Source organism: Halarchaeum nitratireducens, from assembly GCF_014647155.1.
In the GTDB taxonomy this organism is placed as follows: Archaea; Halobacteriota; Halobacteria; order Halobacteriales; family Halobacteriaceae; genus Halarchaeum; species Halarchaeum nitratireducens.
The window spans coordinates 136,965-151,786 of record NZ_BMOQ01000004.1 but is presented as its reverse complement, the minus strand read 5'-3'; the positions used below and the strand labels follow the sequence as shown (position 1 = coordinate 151,786).

Here is a 14,822-nt window from a genome sequence, read left to right as displayed (position 1 = left end):
TATCGTTGAGAGACCGCGGCGGTGCGGCGTCAGTCCGACTGCTCGGCGAGCGCCTCGACGGCGGCGTCGACGACGGCGTCGCGCTCGCCGCTGAGGAACTCGATACGGCCGTCCTGGGCGCCCCGCGGCACGACGCCGGCCTCGGGCAGGTCCGCCGCGAGCGTCTCGCCGACCGCGCGCACGTCGACGTCGCCGGTCGAGCGCACGCGGAGCTCGTCGCTGTCCGCACCCACGAGGATGTACGCGCCGTCGGCGCGCTCCCGGTAGAGGGCGTCGAGCAGCAGCGCGACGGGCGGGAAGTCGTAGCGGTGCGTGTACCGATCGACGTCGAGGACCTCGATCGTCACGTCGCCGGCGACGTCGCGCGCGTCGAGGTGGGGTTCGGCCGTCTCGAACTCCGTCGCGAGCTTCTCGCGGAACTGCTCGCCGACGTGGCCGACGAGACCGGTGTGGGCCTCGTCCCAGAGGAGGTCGATGACGATCTCGCGTTTGTCCTCGTAGGCCTGGTAGAAGGCCTCCAGCGCGAGGGCGTCACGGACGTTCTCGACGGTGTCGTGGTCGTAGCCCGCTTCGGCGGCCAGTTCGGCGTAGACGTCCGGCGTGTCCGACCAGAACGGGACCGCGGGGAGGTGCGCGAGGTCGTCGCGGACCTCGCCGTTCACGATGCCGGCGAGGTGCGTGGCGAGCACGCCCGTCGAGACCGGGTCCTCGCCGTGCTGCGTCGGGGAGACGAGAACGCCAGCGGCGTCCGCGGCCTCGCCGTCCGCGTAGCCGCCGTCGAGGGCGACCGTCGGCGCGTCGTACTGCGCGAGGAGACCGAGCCCGTCCGTGGACTCGCGCGTGCTCCCCGTGCCGACGAGGACGAACAGCGGGTGTTTCTCGTCGTGGCGATCCGCGGCCTGCAGCATCGACGTGACGTCCTTCGTCGCGTCGTCGAGCGTGTAGAAGCCGTCGTCGAGCGGCCGGCGGTCGACGTAGTGGTATTCGGCGTCGCTCGCGGTGTGCTCGGCGCGGACGAGCGGGAGGACGGCGCGCTCGATGGCGGCCCCGCCGACGTACCCCTCGACGTCCGCGGTGTGACGGACGATGACGGGGCGGGACTGGATGATCGCCCGGCGGATCTCCGTCGCGGCGTCGACGAGATCGTCGTGCACGACGTCGACCGCCGTGTCCTGCACGAGCAGCGTCTCGTCGTCGGGCGTCGCGCGCTCCGTGACCTCGGCCTCGCGGCGCTCGTGGACCGCGCTCGCCTCCGAGCCCGTGAGCACGTCGAGGTCCTCGGTCTCCAGTTGGAGCTCGCCGTGGTGGCGCTCGACCTCGCCGACGAGACGGACGACGTCGCCCGCCTCGACCTCCGGATAGGCGCGGACGCCGGCCTCGACGAACGCCGCGGCGTCGACGGTGCCGGTCTCGTCGGTCAGCTCGAAGACCGTCGGACCGGACGTCTGACGGACGCCCGTGACCTCGGCTTCGACGGCCACGACCTCGCCGACTTCGGCGTCGAGGGCGTCGATCGGGACGCGAACGACGTCCTCGGGCTCCGCCTCTTCGCCCGCGTTCGTCCCCTCGGTCGTGTTCGATTCCTCACCCGCGTCTGTCCCCTCGTCCGCCGACGGCTCGGTGTCCGATTCGGCGTTCGTCTCCGCCGCTTCGGCCTCGTTTCCGCCCGCGTTCGCCGACTCGTCCGCCTCCGCGGCGTCGCGCTCGTGCTCGTCCGTCGACGACTCGCGCTCGCCGCGACTCGCACTCTCAGCGGCCTCCTCCTCTTCCTCGGCGTCCGGCTCGGACGCCGCGGGCGGCGCGTCGCCCTCGTCCTCGGGGAGTTCGGCGTTCGTCGGTGCGTCCGGATCGTCGACGAGCAGCCCGCGGAACTCGCGTTCGGACTGGCGAATCGACCACGCGAGGTCGACGTTCCCGTTGCCGTGGACGTCCTCGACCTCGACGTAGACGGTGTCGCCGGACTCCCAGTCGAGCGCATCGAGGCGCTGGGGGATCTCGCTCTTGTGGAGCAGACCGGTGACGTTGTCGCCGATGTCGACGAAGACGCCGAACTCGGCGAAGCCGTCGACGTGACCCTCGTAGAAGCGACCCGGCGTGAGCTGTTCGGGCGTGGAACCGCGGAACTCGAAGACGACGTCCTCCTCGTGCGTCTCGCAGATGTATCCGTCCGTGGAGGCGCCGCAAATGATACACGAACCCATTTAGCGGTGAAAAGTCCCCCGCCCCTAAACGACTGTCGAAACCGCGCGCGTCGGACGCGCCCGCGAACGTCCACGGCGGCCCCGGATCGGCAGTGGTCAGCGGAGTCGCGCCACCGGCTCGCCGTCGCGCTCGTCGAGCGCCGCGAGGCCGTCGTCGGCGAGGTCGGCGACGAGGCCGCGCAGCCACTCGCGGCCGTGCTCTCCCTCCGGCGTGTAATCGACGCGCACCTTCGGGCCGAGGTCGTCGAGGGCGAGTTCGTCGTGGTTCGAGAGCGCCTTGACCACCCGGCCGCGCATCTGTCGGCGCGACCCCTCGAACTCGGGCTGGGTGGGCACGTCCGGCGCGGTGAAGTCCCCGGTCTCGTAGGCGTGACACCACCGCCGCCACGGACAGCCGACCTCGTCGCACGAGGGTGCCTTCTCGCAGGCCACGCCGCCGAGTTCCATCATCGCGTTGTTCCAGACCCGCGACTCGCCCGCGGGCATCAGCGCGCCCGCGACGGCGGCGAACGCCTCGTCGTCGTCCGGGACGTCGAAGGCCCGATAGAGCACGCGCTTGACGTTCGTGTCCACGACGGCGTTTCCGTTGTCGAACGCGAACGACGCGACCGCGTTCGCGGTGTACGGCCCGACGCCCATCAGCTCCTCCAGTTCGTCGGGCTCCTCGGGGAACGCCCCGTCGTACTCCGTCACGACCTGCTCGGCGGCCTCGTGGAGGTAGCGCGCGCGGTTGTTGTAGCCGAGCGAGTGGCCGGTCCAGAACCCGACGACGTCGCTGCGCTCCGCGGCCGCGAGATCGCGGACGGTCGGCCACCGATCGAGGAACTCGTGCCACGCCGTCTCGACGCGGTCGAGTTGGGTCTGTTGACTCATCACCTCGGAGACGAGTATTTCGTAGGCGTCGGTCGTCTCGCGCCACGGGAACGAGCGGTGGTCGTCCTCGTACCACGAGACGAGGGCGTCGCGGACGGCCTCGACGTCCGCCGGGAGGTGGACCCGCGGGTCGTCGCCACCGCCGCCCCCGTCCGCCGTCGCGTCCGCATCGCTCATACCCGCCCGTCGGGCGGCGCGCGCTTCAGGCTGACGACACGGGACGCGGCGACGCCCGGCGCACGGCGGGACCGGCCCACCGTCGAAATCGGACGACTGGATCGGGTTCACAACCCATATAGCCGAGACGAGCCACGGATCGGGTATGACAGCCGACGAGATGACGGACGAGGAAGTCGACGCGTTCCTCCGTGAGCGGGGGTCCGGCGTCCTCGCGCTCACCGACGGCGCCGAGAGCTACGCCATCCCCGAATCGTTCGGCTACGACGGCGATGCGCTCTACTTCCAGTTGGTGTACGATGAGGGGAGTCGGAAGATGGCGCTCGTCGAGTCGACGGGCGTGGCGACGTTCACGGCGTACACGGAGACGCCGGCCGCGAGCGTCGTCGCCCGCGGTCCCCTCGACGTCGTCTCGGACGGCGACGCGCCTCGCGCCTCGGAGGCGCTCGCGGAGAACGGCACCGTCCCGACGCTGAACGTCAGCACCGAGACGCCGCCGTCAGAGCTCGCCTTCGACTACTACCGCCTCACCCCGGCCGACCTCACCGGACGGGTGTTCGGCTCGGCCTTCGAGGGCGGCACCGAGCGCTGACCGAGTCCGAATCCCAATCGCCTTCCCGACGCCGCGCGATGGTCGGCGTATGACTCTCGACGACCTCGTCGACGACGTGCAGTCGACGAACCGCGAGCTGAAAGACGCCGATTTCGCCCTCGACCGGGAGTCCCGGACCGAGCTCGCCATGCTCGTCGCCGCCCTCGACCCCGAGGACGCGGACGAGCTCGTCCGGCGCGCGATCCACGCGCTCTTCGACTCCTACGTGCAGAGCGGCAAGCTCGACTTCGCCCTCCGCAGCGCGTACGACACCACCTACGACGAGTACCTCGCGGGGATGAGCTACGACGAGATGGCCGGCAGCCGACAGGAGTTCCCGCAGGACGACGACGAGGGTCGGCGCTATCAGTACTAGCCCCGCCCTTCAACAGCCCTGGCGGCGAAGAGCGACCGATGATACTCTGCGTCGATCCGGACTCGACCGCGCTGGCCGCGACGCGTGACGCGCTCGCGGACGCCGGGTACGAGGTCGTGACGGCCGGAACGATCGCCGACGCGCGCGACGTCCTCGACGACCCCGACGGGCCGACGCTCGACGCGCTCGTCACCGAGTACGAACTGCCGGGGGGGACGGGCCTCGACGTCGTCCGCGCGGTGCGAGAGCACGCGCCCGACGCCGCGTGCGTCCTCTTCACGTCGACTCCGGTCGAGTCGATCGACACCGCGGCGTTCGGTGACGTCGTCGCGGACTACCTCACGAAGGACGAGGCGGACGCCCGCGAGGCGCTGTGCGACGTCCTCGAACAGACGCTCGCCTTCCGCTCGCAGACCGCGTACCCGCTCCCCGACGACGAGGACGCCCGACTCGACGCGCTCGATCGGTACGCCGGCGACCCGGCGGCGCTCGACGCCTCGCTCGATCGACTGACCGAGATCGCGACCGCGCTCTTCGATCTCGACGCCGCCGCCATCGGCCTCATCGACGCGCACGAACAGCGCTTCCTCTCCTGTCACGGCGTCTCGATGGGGACGATCGACCGCGAGGATACGGTCTGTACGTACGCCATGCTCGACGACGACGTCACCGTCATCGAGGACGTCGGGGGGGACGCGCGCTTCGAGACGAACGAGGGGGTGCGCGCGGCGGGGATCGCGTTCTACGCGAGCGCGTCGCTCGTCACGCCCGACGGCCAAACGATCGGAACGTTCTGCGTCTACGACGACGAGCCGCGGTCGTTCGACGCGCGCGAGCGCGAACTGCTCGCGCTCCTCGCCGACGAGGCGATGGAGCAGTTGGAGCTCAGGCGCAGGCTCGACGGCGACGGGGGTGAGGACGATGCGTGACGGCGCGTACGACTTCGAGGGACTGCCGCTCGCGGACGTCGATCCCGGATCGAGCGTCCTGCTCGCGGGATCGCCCCACAGCGGGGCGCGGACGCTCGCGCTCCGGATGCTCGCCGGCGCGACCGACGAGGGGACCATCGTCGTCACCACGAACCGCCGCGCGGGCCGCCTCGCCGGCGACTGCGAGCGCGCCGGTATCGAGATGGAGGCGGATCGCACCGCGATCATCGACTGCGTCGGCGGCGAGGACCCGGACCTCCCGGCGCGCGTCATGCCCGTCTCCGGGCCGTCCGACCTCACGGGCATCGGGATGCGGTTCTCCGACGTCCACCGGTCGTTCCAGCGGGCGGGCGTCGAGGGCGTGCGGACGGGCATCTGCTCGCTCTCGACGCTCCTCTCCTTCGGCGAGCTCCAGCCGGTCTCGCGCTTCGTCCACACGCTCGTCGGCCGCATCGACAGCGTCGACGGCCTCGGCGTCTTCCTGGTCGATCCGTCGATGCACGACGACCGGACGATCAGCACGCTCTCCCAGTTCTGCACGGGCCGGATCGACGTCCGGGAGGCCGAGGGCGGTGCGGAGCTACGCGCGCGCGGTCTCCCGGATCAGTCCCGCGAGTGGGCCGCCTTCGACCCGACGCTGGAGTGACCCGGGACGGGCGTTCAGGCCCCCGTGACCCGCGGGTCGTCGAGCGCCGCGTCGATGATCGAGAACCCGAGTTCGATCTCCCGCTCGGTGGCGTCGAGCGGCGGGAGGAGCCGCAGGGTCTTGTAGCCACAGCCGATGGTGAGGAGCCCGCGATCCAGACAGGCGCGCAACAGCGCGCCGCGGCGCTCCTTCGTGTCGAGTTCGACGGCGAGCATGAGGCCGCGGCCGCGGACGTCCGTCACGTGCTCGCTGTCGAGGTCCGCGAGTAGCTCGGTGAACTGCCGACCGCGCTCGCGGACGTTCGTCAGGAGGTCGTGGGCCTCGATGGCGTCGATGGTGGCAACGCCCTGCGCGGCCGCGAGGACGTCCCCCGCACCCCACGTCGAGGAGAGGCGCGCCGTCTCCTCGGGGAAGACGTCCGCGTCGGCGATCGTCGCGCCCACGCGGAGTCCCTTCGCGGACGTGATGACGTCGGGGTCGAGATCGAGGTGGTCGATCCCCCACAGCTCGCCGGTGCGCCCGAGGCCGCTCTGGATCTCGTCGCTGATCACGTAGAAGCCGTGTTCGGCCCTCGCGGCCGCGACGTCGCGCGCGAAGTCATCGCTCGGGACGCGATACCCGCCCTCGCCCTGCTGGGGTTCGAGGATCACGTACGCGAGTTCGTCGGGATCGATCACGCCGCGCTCGGCGTGGAGCATGTCCGCGAGGCGGTTCCCTCCCGGGCCGTCGGTCTCCCACCCGCAGGTGCACTCGCCCTCGCAGGTGCAGTAGGGGAGGCTGACGACTCCCGGGACCTCGGGGTAGCCCGTCCGGTGGACGGCCTTCGAGCGGTTGAGCGAGAGCGCGCCGAGGGTGCGTCCGTGGAAGCCCCCATCGAAGGTGACGGCGCGATGACCGCGCTTCGCGTAGCAGATCTTGATGGCGTTCTCGACGGCCTCCGCGCCCGAGTTCGAGAGGAAGACCGTATCGAGGCCGTAGTGTTCGGTGAGGTCGGTGAGCCGCTCCATCAACTGCGTCGGCCCGGGGACGTCGGGGTCGTCGACGCTCCCGCCGCCGCTGACGTAGAAGTCCTGCCCGGCGATCTTCGTCGGATCGACGAGGTCGAAGGCGTCGAGTCGGTCGAGAATCTTCGGGTTGTTGTAGCCGAACGGGGCGGACGCGACGTGCGCGGTGAAATCGAGGAGAACGTTCCCGTCGATGTCGGTGCAGAAGGGGCCGATGGCCTCCTCCGTGATGTCCCAGACGAAGTCGTAGGCGTAGGTGCGCGGCGCGGCGTGCTCGTGGTGGCGGTCGACCCATTCGCGGGCCGCGTCGCCGGGGAACGTATCAACGCGCGGTTCGGCGGTGTCCCGGTCCATACGACTTCGGGAACGCGCCGGGGGAAAACGGCGGCGGCTCAGACGAGTGCGACGACGACGGCGGCGAGGCCGGCGGTGCCGAGCACGCCGAGGCTGACGACTGCGACGCGGCGACCGAAGGCGCGCTCCGCGCTGGTCGCGGCGAGACCGACCTTCACGAGGACGCTGGAGGCGGTAGCGAGGGTGACGGCGACGCCCGTCTCGTGGGCGGTGAGTTCGCCCGTGCGGTAGAGGACGACGGCAGAAGTGGTCGCGCCCGCGGAGGAGACGAGGCCGGAGACGACGGCGGTTGCGTAGAACCCGAGCGTGCCGAGGGTGGCGCGGGTGAGCCCGCTACCGACGACGATGAGGAGGAAGATGGCGCCGAAGGCGAGGGCGTTGCGCATCGAGAAGGGAGTAGAGAGGTCGACGTCCACGCTCGTCCGCCAGTCGGCGGCCCGCCAGGCGAGCGCAACGCTCCCGAGGACGACGACGCCGAGCGGGACGCCGATGGTGAACAGCGGATCGAGAGCGTAACTGACGGTGAACGCGGCAACGATGACGAGGTTGCGCAGTGCCATCGCGGCGTTCGCGAGGAGGACGCCCGCGACGGCGTAATCGACGGCTTCGCGGCGCTCGGCGACGTGATCGAGCATCGACCCGATGACGGCGGTTGAGGAGGCGAGGCCGCCGAAGAAGCCCGTGACGGCGATCCCGCGTCCGCCGTACGTCCGAACGAGAGCGTAGTTCGCGATGCCGATACCGGCGACGAAGACGACCATCGACCAGACGACGCGCGGTTCGATGACGACGCCATACTCGCCTCCACCGAGCGCGTACGTGCCCGCTGGGAGGAGCGGGTAGACGACGAACGCGAGGATGGCGAACTCGGCCGTCGAGCGGAGTTCGGTCGCGGAGAGTCCCCACGCGAGTTCGTGGAGCTCGCGCTTGAAGACGAGGAGGAGCGAGGAGGTGACGGCGACGACGGTCGCCGGCAGGAGTTGTCCGAGGCCGGCGAGCAGGCCGACGCCGTAGGCGACGAGGAGGCTCACCGCCGTGGTGAGGTGGAGGCCCGTGTCGTCGGCGTGATGTGAGCCCCGATCGACGTCGACGTCAGTGTCGGCGCCGCCCACGGCGCCGTCCACGGCACGGCGGTGATCGCGACGTTTCTCGCGGAAGCCATCAATCATGAGGACGGCGGCGAGGACGACGACGAATCCCGCGCCCGCGACCGAGAGGAACGGGACGCAGGTGCTCTCGCCGCACATCGCACGGTCGTACGTCGTGAAGACGGTGCCGAGGACGCTGATGAGCGCGAACGTCCGGATGCCGGCGGCCTTCTGGGACCACTCGCGTTCGAGGCCGAGGAAAAGCCCGAGCCCGACGGCGACGCCGAGCCTGACGATCCGGCTGTCGATCGGGGCGGCGGTGACGACGCTCGGGAGGTCTGCCACGGCTCCAGTACCCCCCGCCACAGCAAAAATCCCGCGCCGTCGTCGGGGCCGGCGAGTGGGGTTTTTTGGCGCCGGGCCACTCAGTCGGACCATGAGCACGACGTGGGACGTCGGTCGCGCGCGACTCGGCTGGTGGGCGATGGCCGCGGTTCTCGCGGGCGTCCTCGCGTTCGTCGTTTACTCGTTCATCGGGACGTTCGTCTTCGGAGTCTTCGTCTACTACGCGGTCCGCCCGGTCTACCGGCGCCTCCGCACGCGGATCCGCCCACCGACGCTCGCCGCCATGGTGAGCTTACTCGTGTTCGCCTTCCCCGCGCTCCTGTTGCTCGCCTACGCGTCCGCGATCGGCCTCCAAGAGCTCAACAGCTACATCGCCGCACATCCGGACAGCTTCCAGCAGTTGGAGTCCGTGGTGGCGCCGTACGTCGACGTGGCGAGCGTCGTCCGGGACCCACAGTCCATCCTCTCCTCCTCGGACACCCTTGCGGCGCTCGAGGGAGCGATCAAGGCCGCACAGGGCTATCTCGGCTTCTTCGGGAGCGTCGCGCTCCACACCTTCGTGATGTTCACCATCGCGTTCTACCTCCTGCGCGACGACGGGCGTCTGGCCTCGTGGTTCCATCGGCGCTTCGACGACGCGGAGGGCGTCGTCCACGCGTACGCCAAGCGCGTCGACACGGACTTCTCGAACATCTTCTTCGGTAACATCCTCAACGCGGTCATCACGGCGATCATCGGTGCCATCTCGTACAGTCTCCTCGACTACGTCGCGCCGGCGGGCGTCGGCGTCCCGTATCCCGCGCTCCTCGGCGTCCTCACGGGCATCGCGAGCCTCGTTCCCGTCGTCGGGATCAAACTCATCTACGTCCCCGTCACGGTGCTCCTCGCCGTCCGTGCGGCGACCGCTGGCCCGGAGACGTTCTGGTTCCCCGCGTTATACGTCGCCGTCTCGTTCGTGATCGTCGACGTCGTCCCCGACCTCGTGTTGCGCCCGTACGTCTCCGGGCGGAACCTCCATCTCGGGATGGTGATGCTCGCGTACATCTTCGGGCCGCTCCTCTTCGGGTGGTACGGCATCTTCCTCGGGCCGATGCTCCTCGTCCTCATCGTCCACTTCGTTCGCCTCGTCCTCCCCGAACTCCTCGCGGGCGCGCCGATCAAGTCGGAGCCGGTCGGCCCGTCGACGACGACCGCGGGGACGGTCCAAACGTCCCTCGACGACGTGGCTCAAGGGGGAACGAGCGACGACGACTAGTCGAGCGCTGTCCCATCACGCGGACAGTAGCGCACGTCCGGATCGGTCGTCCGAAAGTCGCACTCGGGGCAGGCGCGCATCGCCGGGCCGTCCCCTGTCTCGGCGGCGTCCCGATCCCGGAGACCGCGGAAGAGCAACGGAAGGAAGGGGATCGCGACGAAGAAGACGAACCAGCCGGTGGCGTAGTAGATCGCGGCGCTGAGCGCGAGCGAGGCGACGAGGCCGACGATCGCGGTAGCGAGGCGGGAGCGCACGCCTCGCGCGTAGGGGCGGCGCCGATTTGGTCGTGACGGATGACTTATGAGGGTCGGTGGCGGCCATCCGATAATGTGCGACGTCGACGCCGGCGCGATCTCCCCGCGGGCGTGGCGACTGCTCCGGGTCGCGGCGGGCTACGACCAGCGCGCGGTCGAGCGCGAGCTCGACGGGATCCGACAGGCACACGTCTCGATGCTGGAGTCGGGCGCCCGCTCGCTCAGCCGCGATCGGCGACGCGCGCTCCTCGCCCTCTACGCGGTGGAGCTCGAGGCGGCCCAGATCGAGGCCATCGCGACGCACTTCTGATCGCGGCGTCCGACATCGATAATCATTAAACGGGGTGTACGTAATGTGGCCGTGTATCAATGATACGCCCAGACGTCTCGACCGCACGCGGCCGATTCACCGTCTTCGGGATCGCGGTGGTCGCCACCGTCCTCGTCGCGCTCGCACCGACGCCCGCGGGGCTCTCGATCGCCGGGCAGTACGCCATCGCCACGATGGTGTTCGCCGGGATCTGCTGGGTGACCGGCGCGCTCCCGCTCGCCGTCACCGCGCTCTCGATTCCCGTGTTACTCACTGCGTTCGGTGTCTACGGTGACATCGACGCCGCGCTCGCACCGTTCGCCGACCACCTCATCTTCCTGTTCATCGCCGGCTTCATGCTGGCGAACGGCCTCCAGAAGTACGACATCGACCGTCGGGTCGCCCTCTGGCTCATGGCGACGATGGGCTCCTCGCCGCGGAAGCTCGTCGCCGCCGTGATGATCGCCACGGCGTTCTTCTCCATGTGGGTCTCCAACACCGCGACGTCCGCGATGATGGCGCCCATCGCCGTCGGCGTCCTCACGCAGGTCATCGGCCGCGAGGAACTCATGGAGCAGACGGACGACGGCGAGTTCACGAACATTCAGGTCTCGATGCTGCTCGGCACCGCGTACGCCGCGTCCGTCGGTGGCGTCGGAACCCTCATCGGGACGCCGCCGAACGCCATCGTCGCCGGCCAGCTCCAGCAGCTCCTCAACTACGAGATCACCTTCTTCGACTGGCTCCTGATCGGCATCCCGATCGTCGTCATCACGCTCCCGATCGTCTGGTTCGTCCTCACGTACGTCCTCTTCCCGCCGGACGTCGACGACGTGAGCGGCGCGCGCGAGGAGGCCCGGACGTACCTCCGTGAGGAAGGTGACCTCCCCCGCGAGGGTCGGATCGTCGCCGGCATCTTCGGCGTGACGGCGTTCCTCTGGGTGCTCGGCGGTCTCGGGGACTTCCTCCAGCCGTACATGAACCCCGTGACGTACACGACGGTCTTCGGCGGCTCCGGCGAGACGCTGTTCGGCACGACGAGCGGCCACCAGGGCCTGCTCTACTACGTGATGGTCGGCCTCTACGCGGTCCCCGCGCTCGTCCTCTTCGACACGATGGAGTGGGAGGAGCTCGAGGACATCGACTGGGGGACCATCCTGCTGTTCGGCGGCGGCCTCTCGCTCGCCGCCGGCTTCGCCGAAACGGGCGCGACGAAGTGGATCGCGGAGTCGGTGTTCAACGCCCTCACGGGCGCGCCGATCGTCGCCATCGTCTTCATCGTCACGCTGCTCGTGATCTTCCTGACGGAGATGACGTCGAACACCGCGACGGCGACGATCATCGTCCCCGTCCTGATCAGCCTCGGTGGCGTGCTCGCGGCGACGCTCGGCCTCGCGGATTACGCGGCCGCCATCTTCCTCGCCGTCTCCGGCGCGGTCGCCGCCTCGTTCGCGTTCGCGCTCCCGGTTGCGACGCCGCCGAACGCCATCGTCTTCGGCAGCGGCTATCTGAAGCAGAAACACATGATGCGCGCGGGCGTCGTGCTCAACCTCGTGATGACGGCGGTGCTGACCGTCCTCATCTACGCGCTCTTCCGGTTCGTCTGGCCGGTCGTCCTCTGGTAGGACGCCGACGACCCTCGAATTTAGAAGTCGACGTACCGGTTCTCCCACTCGCGGCGCGCTTCGAGTTCGCGTCGGCCGCGGCGGGTGAGCGAGTAGTAGTTCGTCCGCTGATCGAGTTGCCCCTTATCCACGAGGCCCTTCTCGACGAGCGTGTCGAGGTTCGGGTAGAGTCGGCCGTGGTGGACCTCGCTCTCGTAATACTCCTCCAGTTCCTCCTTCAGCGCCAGCCCGTGTGGCTCCTCCCCCCCGGCGATGACGTACAAGAGGTCTCGCTGAAATCCTGTCAGGTCATTCATATTGGTTCTCCCTAAACGGGTTTAGTACGCCTATTGTATAACTCTGCTGTACTTAGACGGCCCGAAGTCACGTCCTCATATATTGACCTATTTCGGATCGCACGTTCGCCGGCGCACGTCAACTTCGGACGACGACACACTTATTAGCACGGGAATACTGGATACCGATGGCGCTTCGCTTTGGAGGGCCGAAGCGTCAGCGGGGACCAATTCAGGGCGGCAGCGGCCGGCCGGGCTGTTCCCGGCCGGCCGCTACCACTTCCGTTGCGTTTACCCGTAAGCGACGCTCCGCGTCGCTTTCCTTTCGAAAAACGAGATCCGGAGAGCGACCGCGTCGGCCGCTTACAGCTTCGACATTCCGCGGGCCTCCTCGGCGGCGGCGAGCGTCGAGTCGAGCGTCGCCTTCGAGCCGGCGGCGTGGACCGCCGCGTTGACGGTTCCTTCCAGCACGGGCGCGTCCGCGAGCACCGCGTCCGCGTCCGACAGCTCGATGGCGAGTTCGGCGTTCATCGTCGCGCTCCCGAGATCGACGAGGACGACGACGCCCTCGCCGTCGTCCGCACCGTCGAGCCCCGCGGCGATCGCGTCCGCGTCCGTCCCGATCCCGCCGTCGGGGTCGCCACCGGCCGCGACGAGGGGGACGTCCGACGCCATCTCCGCGGCGATCTCGACGATCCCCGACGCCGCCTTCGCGCTGTGTGAGACGACGAGCAGCCCGACCATCTACGCGTCCTCCGCCCCGTCGGCGTTCGCGTCCGCGGGCGTCTCGCTCGCCCCGTCTCGGGCGACCGCGTCGTCCGCGTACGCGTCCGTCACCGACGCCTCCCCGGCGCGGTCCGTCGCGGTCGCCAGCAGTTCTTCGAGGATGAAGAGCGTGCTCGTCGCGCCGGGGTCGCGGTGGCCGACGGCGCGTAGCCCGAGGTAGGAGGCTCGTCCCTTCGAGGCGCGCAGCGGGACCGTGTACGCGACGCCGCGGCGCGCCGCGTCGACGGCCTTCGCCAGCGCGTCGATCGGCGGGAGGTCGTCCTCCTCGATCGCGCGCTGGAAGGTGTGGACGGCGGGCGTCACCGCATCTACCATCGTCTTGTCGCCGGGTCGCGCGCCCCCGCGCTCGGTGAGCTTCTCGCGGTACGCCTCCGCGAAGGCGAGCGCGCTCTCCGCGTCGAGTCCGCCGTCGAGGGTCTGGGAGGCGGACATGATCGAGCCGCCGTAGAGGGGGCCGGCCGCGCCGCCCACCTCGGAGACGAGCGTCGTGCCGACGGTCTTGACGGCCTCGTCGAGTTCCATCTCCGCGAGGTCGTCGCGCTTCTCCGTCACGGCGCTGATCCCGCGCGCGAGGTTGTTGCCGTGGTCGGCGTCCCCGACCCGCGAGTCGAGGTCGGTGAGATAGGCCTGTTCGTCGTGGAGGCGCGCGTCGATCCGATCGAGCGCGTCGAGCAGCGCCTCCGTGTCCTCCCCACTCATTCGCGGACGGTGAGCGCCGGCGTCTCGGTGGGCGCGTCGAGCAGGTCCGTCAGCTCGTCGTCGACGCGACAGACCGTCACCGAACAGCCCATCATGTCGAGGCTGGTCATGTAGTCGCCGACCCACGCGTCGTGGACGTCGATCCCCTCGGCGTCGAGCCGCTCGGTAACGCGGCGCTGGAGGATGTAGAGCTCGGAGAGGGGCGTGCCGCCCATCCCGTTGACGATCGTGACGACCTCCTCGCCGGAGCCGACGCCGAGGTCGTCGAGGACGGCGTCGAGGAGGGTGTCGGCGACCTCGTCGGCCGTCATCGTCCCGGTGCGCTCGACGCCGGGTTCGCCGTGGATGCCGATTCCGAGTTCGATCTCGTCCTCGGCGAGTTCGAACGTCGGCTCGCCCTTCTCGGGCGTGACGCAGGAGGTGAGCGCGACGCCCATCGTCCCGACGTTGTCGACGACTTTCTCGGCGACGCGCGCGACCTCGTCGAGGTCGGCGCCCTCGGCGGCCTTCGCGCCCGCGCACTTGTGGACGAGGACGGTCCCACAGACGCCGCGTCGTCCGCTCGTGTAGAGGGAGTCCTCGACGGCGACGTCGTCGTCCACGACGACCTGCTGGACCTCAACGCCGTCGAGTTCGGCCATCTCCGCGCCGGTGTCGAAGTTCATCACGTCGCCCTCGTAGTTCTTCACCACGCAGAGGACGCCGCGGCCGCCGTCGGTTTCCCGCACCATCTCGGCGAGCTGGTCGGCGGTCGGGGAGGTGAACACGGCACCCGCGGCCGCGCCCGCGAGCATCCCGTCGCCGACGTAGCCGGCGTGCGTCGGTTCGTGGCCGCTCCCGCCGCCGCTGACCACCGCGACTTCGTCCGTCGGGGGACCGTCCGTGCGGACGACGACTTCGGTCTCCGGGAGTCGGCGGAGTTCCGGATACGCCGCGACCATCCCGTCCAGCATCTCGTCGACGTAATCAGTCGGGTCGTTGATCAATTTCTTCATATACGTTCACTAGCTACGCCCCCGGCGGTCAAAAGCGT

At 69.6% G+C, this 14,822-nt stretch carries 16 protein-coding genes; 7 read left to right on the top strand and 9 right to left on the bottom strand.

Annotated elements, in window-relative coordinates; translation table 11 throughout:
- Positions 1-29: 29 nt before the first annotated feature.
- Complete coding sequence (locus IEX91_RS07685; RefSeq protein WP_188878133.1) at positions 30-2,201, bottom strand: OB-fold nucleic acid binding domain-containing protein; 2,172 nt, start codon at positions 2,199-2,201, stop codon at positions 30-32.
- A 96-nt stretch (positions 2,202-2,297) separates the two neighbouring features.
- Positions 2,298-3,251: an A/G-specific adenine glycosylase gene (locus IEX91_RS07680; RefSeq protein WP_188878132.1), complete on the bottom strand. Its 954-nt coding sequence runs from the start codon at positions 3,249-3,251 to the stop codon at positions 2,298-2,300.
- Between the two features lie 145 nt (positions 3,252-3,396).
- On the opposite strand from IEX91_RS07680, the gene IEX91_RS07675 reads away from it, so the two are divergent.
- From IEX91_RS07675 to IEX91_RS07660, 4 genes are read left to right on the top strand one after another with little or no spacing between them, the layout of a single operon-like run.
- Positions 3,397-3,843: a pyridoxamine 5'-phosphate oxidase family protein gene (locus tag IEX91_RS07675; RefSeq protein ID WP_188878130.1), complete on the top strand. Its 447-nt coding sequence runs from the start codon at positions 3,397-3,399 to the stop codon at positions 3,841-3,843.
- A gap of 49 nt (positions 3,844-3,892) precedes the next feature.
- Complete coding sequence (locus IEX91_RS07670; protein ID WP_188878129.1) at positions 3,893-4,219, top strand: hypothetical protein; 327 nt, start codon at positions 3,893-3,895, stop codon at positions 4,217-4,219.
- Between the two features lie 38 nt (positions 4,220-4,257).
- Complete coding sequence (locus IEX91_RS07665) at positions 4,258-5,148, top strand: GAF domain-containing protein (protein ID WP_188878128.1); 891 nt, start codon at positions 4,258-4,260, stop codon at positions 5,146-5,148.
- Positions 5,141-5,794, top strand: coding sequence for a DUF7504 family protein (locus IEX91_RS07660; protein ID WP_188878126.1), 654 nt, complete (start codon positions 5,141-5,143; stop codon positions 5,792-5,794). The genes IEX91_RS07665 and IEX91_RS07660 overlap by 8 nt, the downstream gene beginning before the upstream one ends.
- A 14-nt stretch (positions 5,795-5,808) precedes the next feature.
- On the opposite strand, the gene IEX91_RS07655 is transcribed toward IEX91_RS07660, so the two are convergent.
- On the bottom strand, positions 5,809-7,152 hold the full coding sequence (locus IEX91_RS07655; RefSeq protein WP_188878125.1) for a class-III pyridoxal-phosphate-dependent aminotransferase: 1,344 nt from the start codon (positions 7,150-7,152) through the stop codon (positions 5,809-5,811).
- Positions 7,153-7,190: 38 nt separating this feature from the next.
- Positions 7,191-8,585, bottom strand: coding sequence for an MgtC/SapB family protein (locus tag IEX91_RS07650; protein ID WP_229772822.1), 1,395 nt, complete (start codon positions 8,583-8,585; stop codon positions 7,191-7,193).
- A 91-nt stretch (positions 8,586-8,676) separates the two neighbouring features.
- Between IEX91_RS07650 and IEX91_RS07645 the strand changes: the two genes are divergently transcribed.
- Complete coding sequence (locus IEX91_RS07645; RefSeq protein ID WP_188878123.1) at positions 8,677-9,840, top strand: AI-2E family transporter; 1,164 nt, start codon at positions 8,677-8,679, stop codon at positions 9,838-9,840.
- Here the strand turns inward: IEX91_RS07645 and IEX91_RS07640 are convergent.
- Positions 9,837-10,094 (bottom strand): hypothetical protein, encoded by a 258-nt coding sequence (locus IEX91_RS07640; protein WP_188878122.1) that lies wholly within the window; start codon positions 10,092-10,094, stop codon positions 9,837-9,839. The genes IEX91_RS07645 and IEX91_RS07640 overlap by 4 nt on opposite strands.
- 73 nt (positions 10,095-10,167) lie before the next feature.
- Between IEX91_RS07640 and IEX91_RS07635 the strand changes: the two genes are divergently transcribed.
- Together IEX91_RS07635 and IEX91_RS07630 are read left to right on the top strand one after the other, a co-directional pair.
- Positions 10,168-10,404 carry a helix-turn-helix domain-containing protein gene (locus IEX91_RS07635; protein ID WP_211086786.1) on the top strand — a complete coding sequence of 79 codons (237 nt, stop codon included), beginning with the start codon at positions 10,168-10,170 and terminating at the stop codon, positions 10,402-10,404.
- A 59-nt stretch (positions 10,405-10,463) separates the two neighbouring features.
- A complete protein-coding gene (locus tag IEX91_RS07630) occupies positions 10,464-12,029 on the top strand; it encodes an SLC13 family permease (RefSeq protein ID WP_188878120.1) in 1,566 nt (521 codons plus the stop codon).
- Positions 12,030-12,049: 20 nt separating this feature from the next.
- Here the strand turns inward: IEX91_RS07630 and IEX91_RS07625 are convergent, their stop codons facing one another.
- From IEX91_RS07625 to dhaK, 4 genes are all read right to left on the bottom strand, one after another.
- Positions 12,050-12,325, bottom strand: a complete 276-nt coding sequence (locus tag IEX91_RS07625; RefSeq protein WP_188878119.1) for a PadR family transcriptional regulator — start codon at positions 12,323-12,325, stop codon at positions 12,050-12,052.
- 342 nt (positions 12,326-12,667) lie between these two features.
- Positions 12,668-13,048, bottom strand: coding sequence for a dihydroxyacetone kinase phosphoryl donor subunit DhaM (gene dhaM, locus IEX91_RS07620; protein WP_188878118.1), 381 nt, complete (start codon positions 13,046-13,048; stop codon positions 12,668-12,670).
- A complete protein-coding gene (gene dhaL / locus IEX91_RS07615; RefSeq protein ID WP_188878117.1) occupies positions 13,049-13,789 on the bottom strand; it encodes a dihydroxyacetone kinase subunit DhaL in 741 nt (246 codons plus the stop codon).
- Positions 13,786-14,784 (bottom strand): dihydroxyacetone kinase subunit DhaK, encoded by a 999-nt coding sequence (gene dhaK / locus IEX91_RS07610; RefSeq protein ID WP_188878116.1) that lies wholly within the window; start codon positions 14,782-14,784, stop codon positions 13,786-13,788. Before dhaK ends, dhaL begins: the two co-directional genes overlap by 4 nt.
- Between the last annotated feature and the right edge of the window lie 38 nt (positions 14,785-14,822).

What these genes read in the sequence shown, in the direction of transcription:
- dhaM (WP_188878118.1), bottom strand. Translation starts at nt 13,048, where the DNA reads ATGGTCGGGCTGCTCGTCGTCTCACACAGCGCGAAGGCGGCGTCGGGG.
- IEX91_RS07655 (WP_188878125.1), bottom strand. Translation starts at nt 7,152, where the DNA reads ATGGACCGGGACACCGCCGAACCGCGCGTTGATACGTTCCCCGGCGAC.
- IEX91_RS07630 (WP_188878120.1), top strand. Translation starts at nt 10,464, where the DNA reads ATGATACGCCCAGACGTCTCGACCGCACGCGGCCGATTCACCGTCTTC.
- IEX91_RS07680 (WP_188878132.1), bottom strand. Translation starts at nt 3,251, where the DNA reads ATGAGCGATGCGGACGCGACGGCGGACGGGGGCGGCGGTGGCGACGAC.
- IEX91_RS07675 (WP_188878130.1), top strand. Translation starts at nt 3,397, where the DNA reads ATGACAGCCGACGAGATGACGGACGAGGAAGTCGACGCGTTCCTCCGT.
- dhaL (WP_188878117.1), bottom strand. Translation starts at nt 13,789, where the DNA reads ATGAGTGGGGAGGACACGGAGGCGCTGCTCGACGCGCTCGATCGGATC.
- IEX91_RS07645 (WP_188878123.1), top strand. Translation starts at nt 8,677, where the DNA reads ATGAGCACGACGTGGGACGTCGGTCGCGCGCGACTCGGCTGGTGGGCG.
- IEX91_RS07635 (WP_211086786.1), top strand. Translation starts at nt 10,168, where the DNA reads ATGTGCGACGTCGACGCCGGCGCGATCTCCCCGCGGGCGTGGCGACTG.
- IEX91_RS07685 (WP_188878133.1), bottom strand. Translation starts at nt 2,201, where the DNA reads ATGGGTTCGTGTATCATTTGCGGCGCCTCCACGGACGGATACATCTGC.
- IEX91_RS07625 (WP_188878119.1), bottom strand. Translation starts at nt 12,325, where the DNA reads ATGAATGACCTGACAGGATTTCAGCGAGACCTCTTGTACGTCATCGCC.
- IEX91_RS07660 (WP_188878126.1), top strand. Translation starts at nt 5,141, where the DNA reads ATGCGTGACGGCGCGTACGACTTCGAGGGACTGCCGCTCGCGGACGTC.
- dhaK (WP_188878116.1), bottom strand. Translation starts at nt 14,784, where the DNA reads ATGAAGAAATTGATCAACGACCCGACTGATTACGTCGACGAGATGCTG.
- IEX91_RS07670 (WP_188878129.1), top strand. Translation starts at nt 3,893, where the DNA reads ATGACTCTCGACGACCTCGTCGACGACGTGCAGTCGACGAACCGCGAG.
- IEX91_RS07665 (WP_188878128.1), top strand. Translation starts at nt 4,258, where the DNA reads ATGATACTCTGCGTCGATCCGGACTCGACCGCGCTGGCCGCGACGCGT.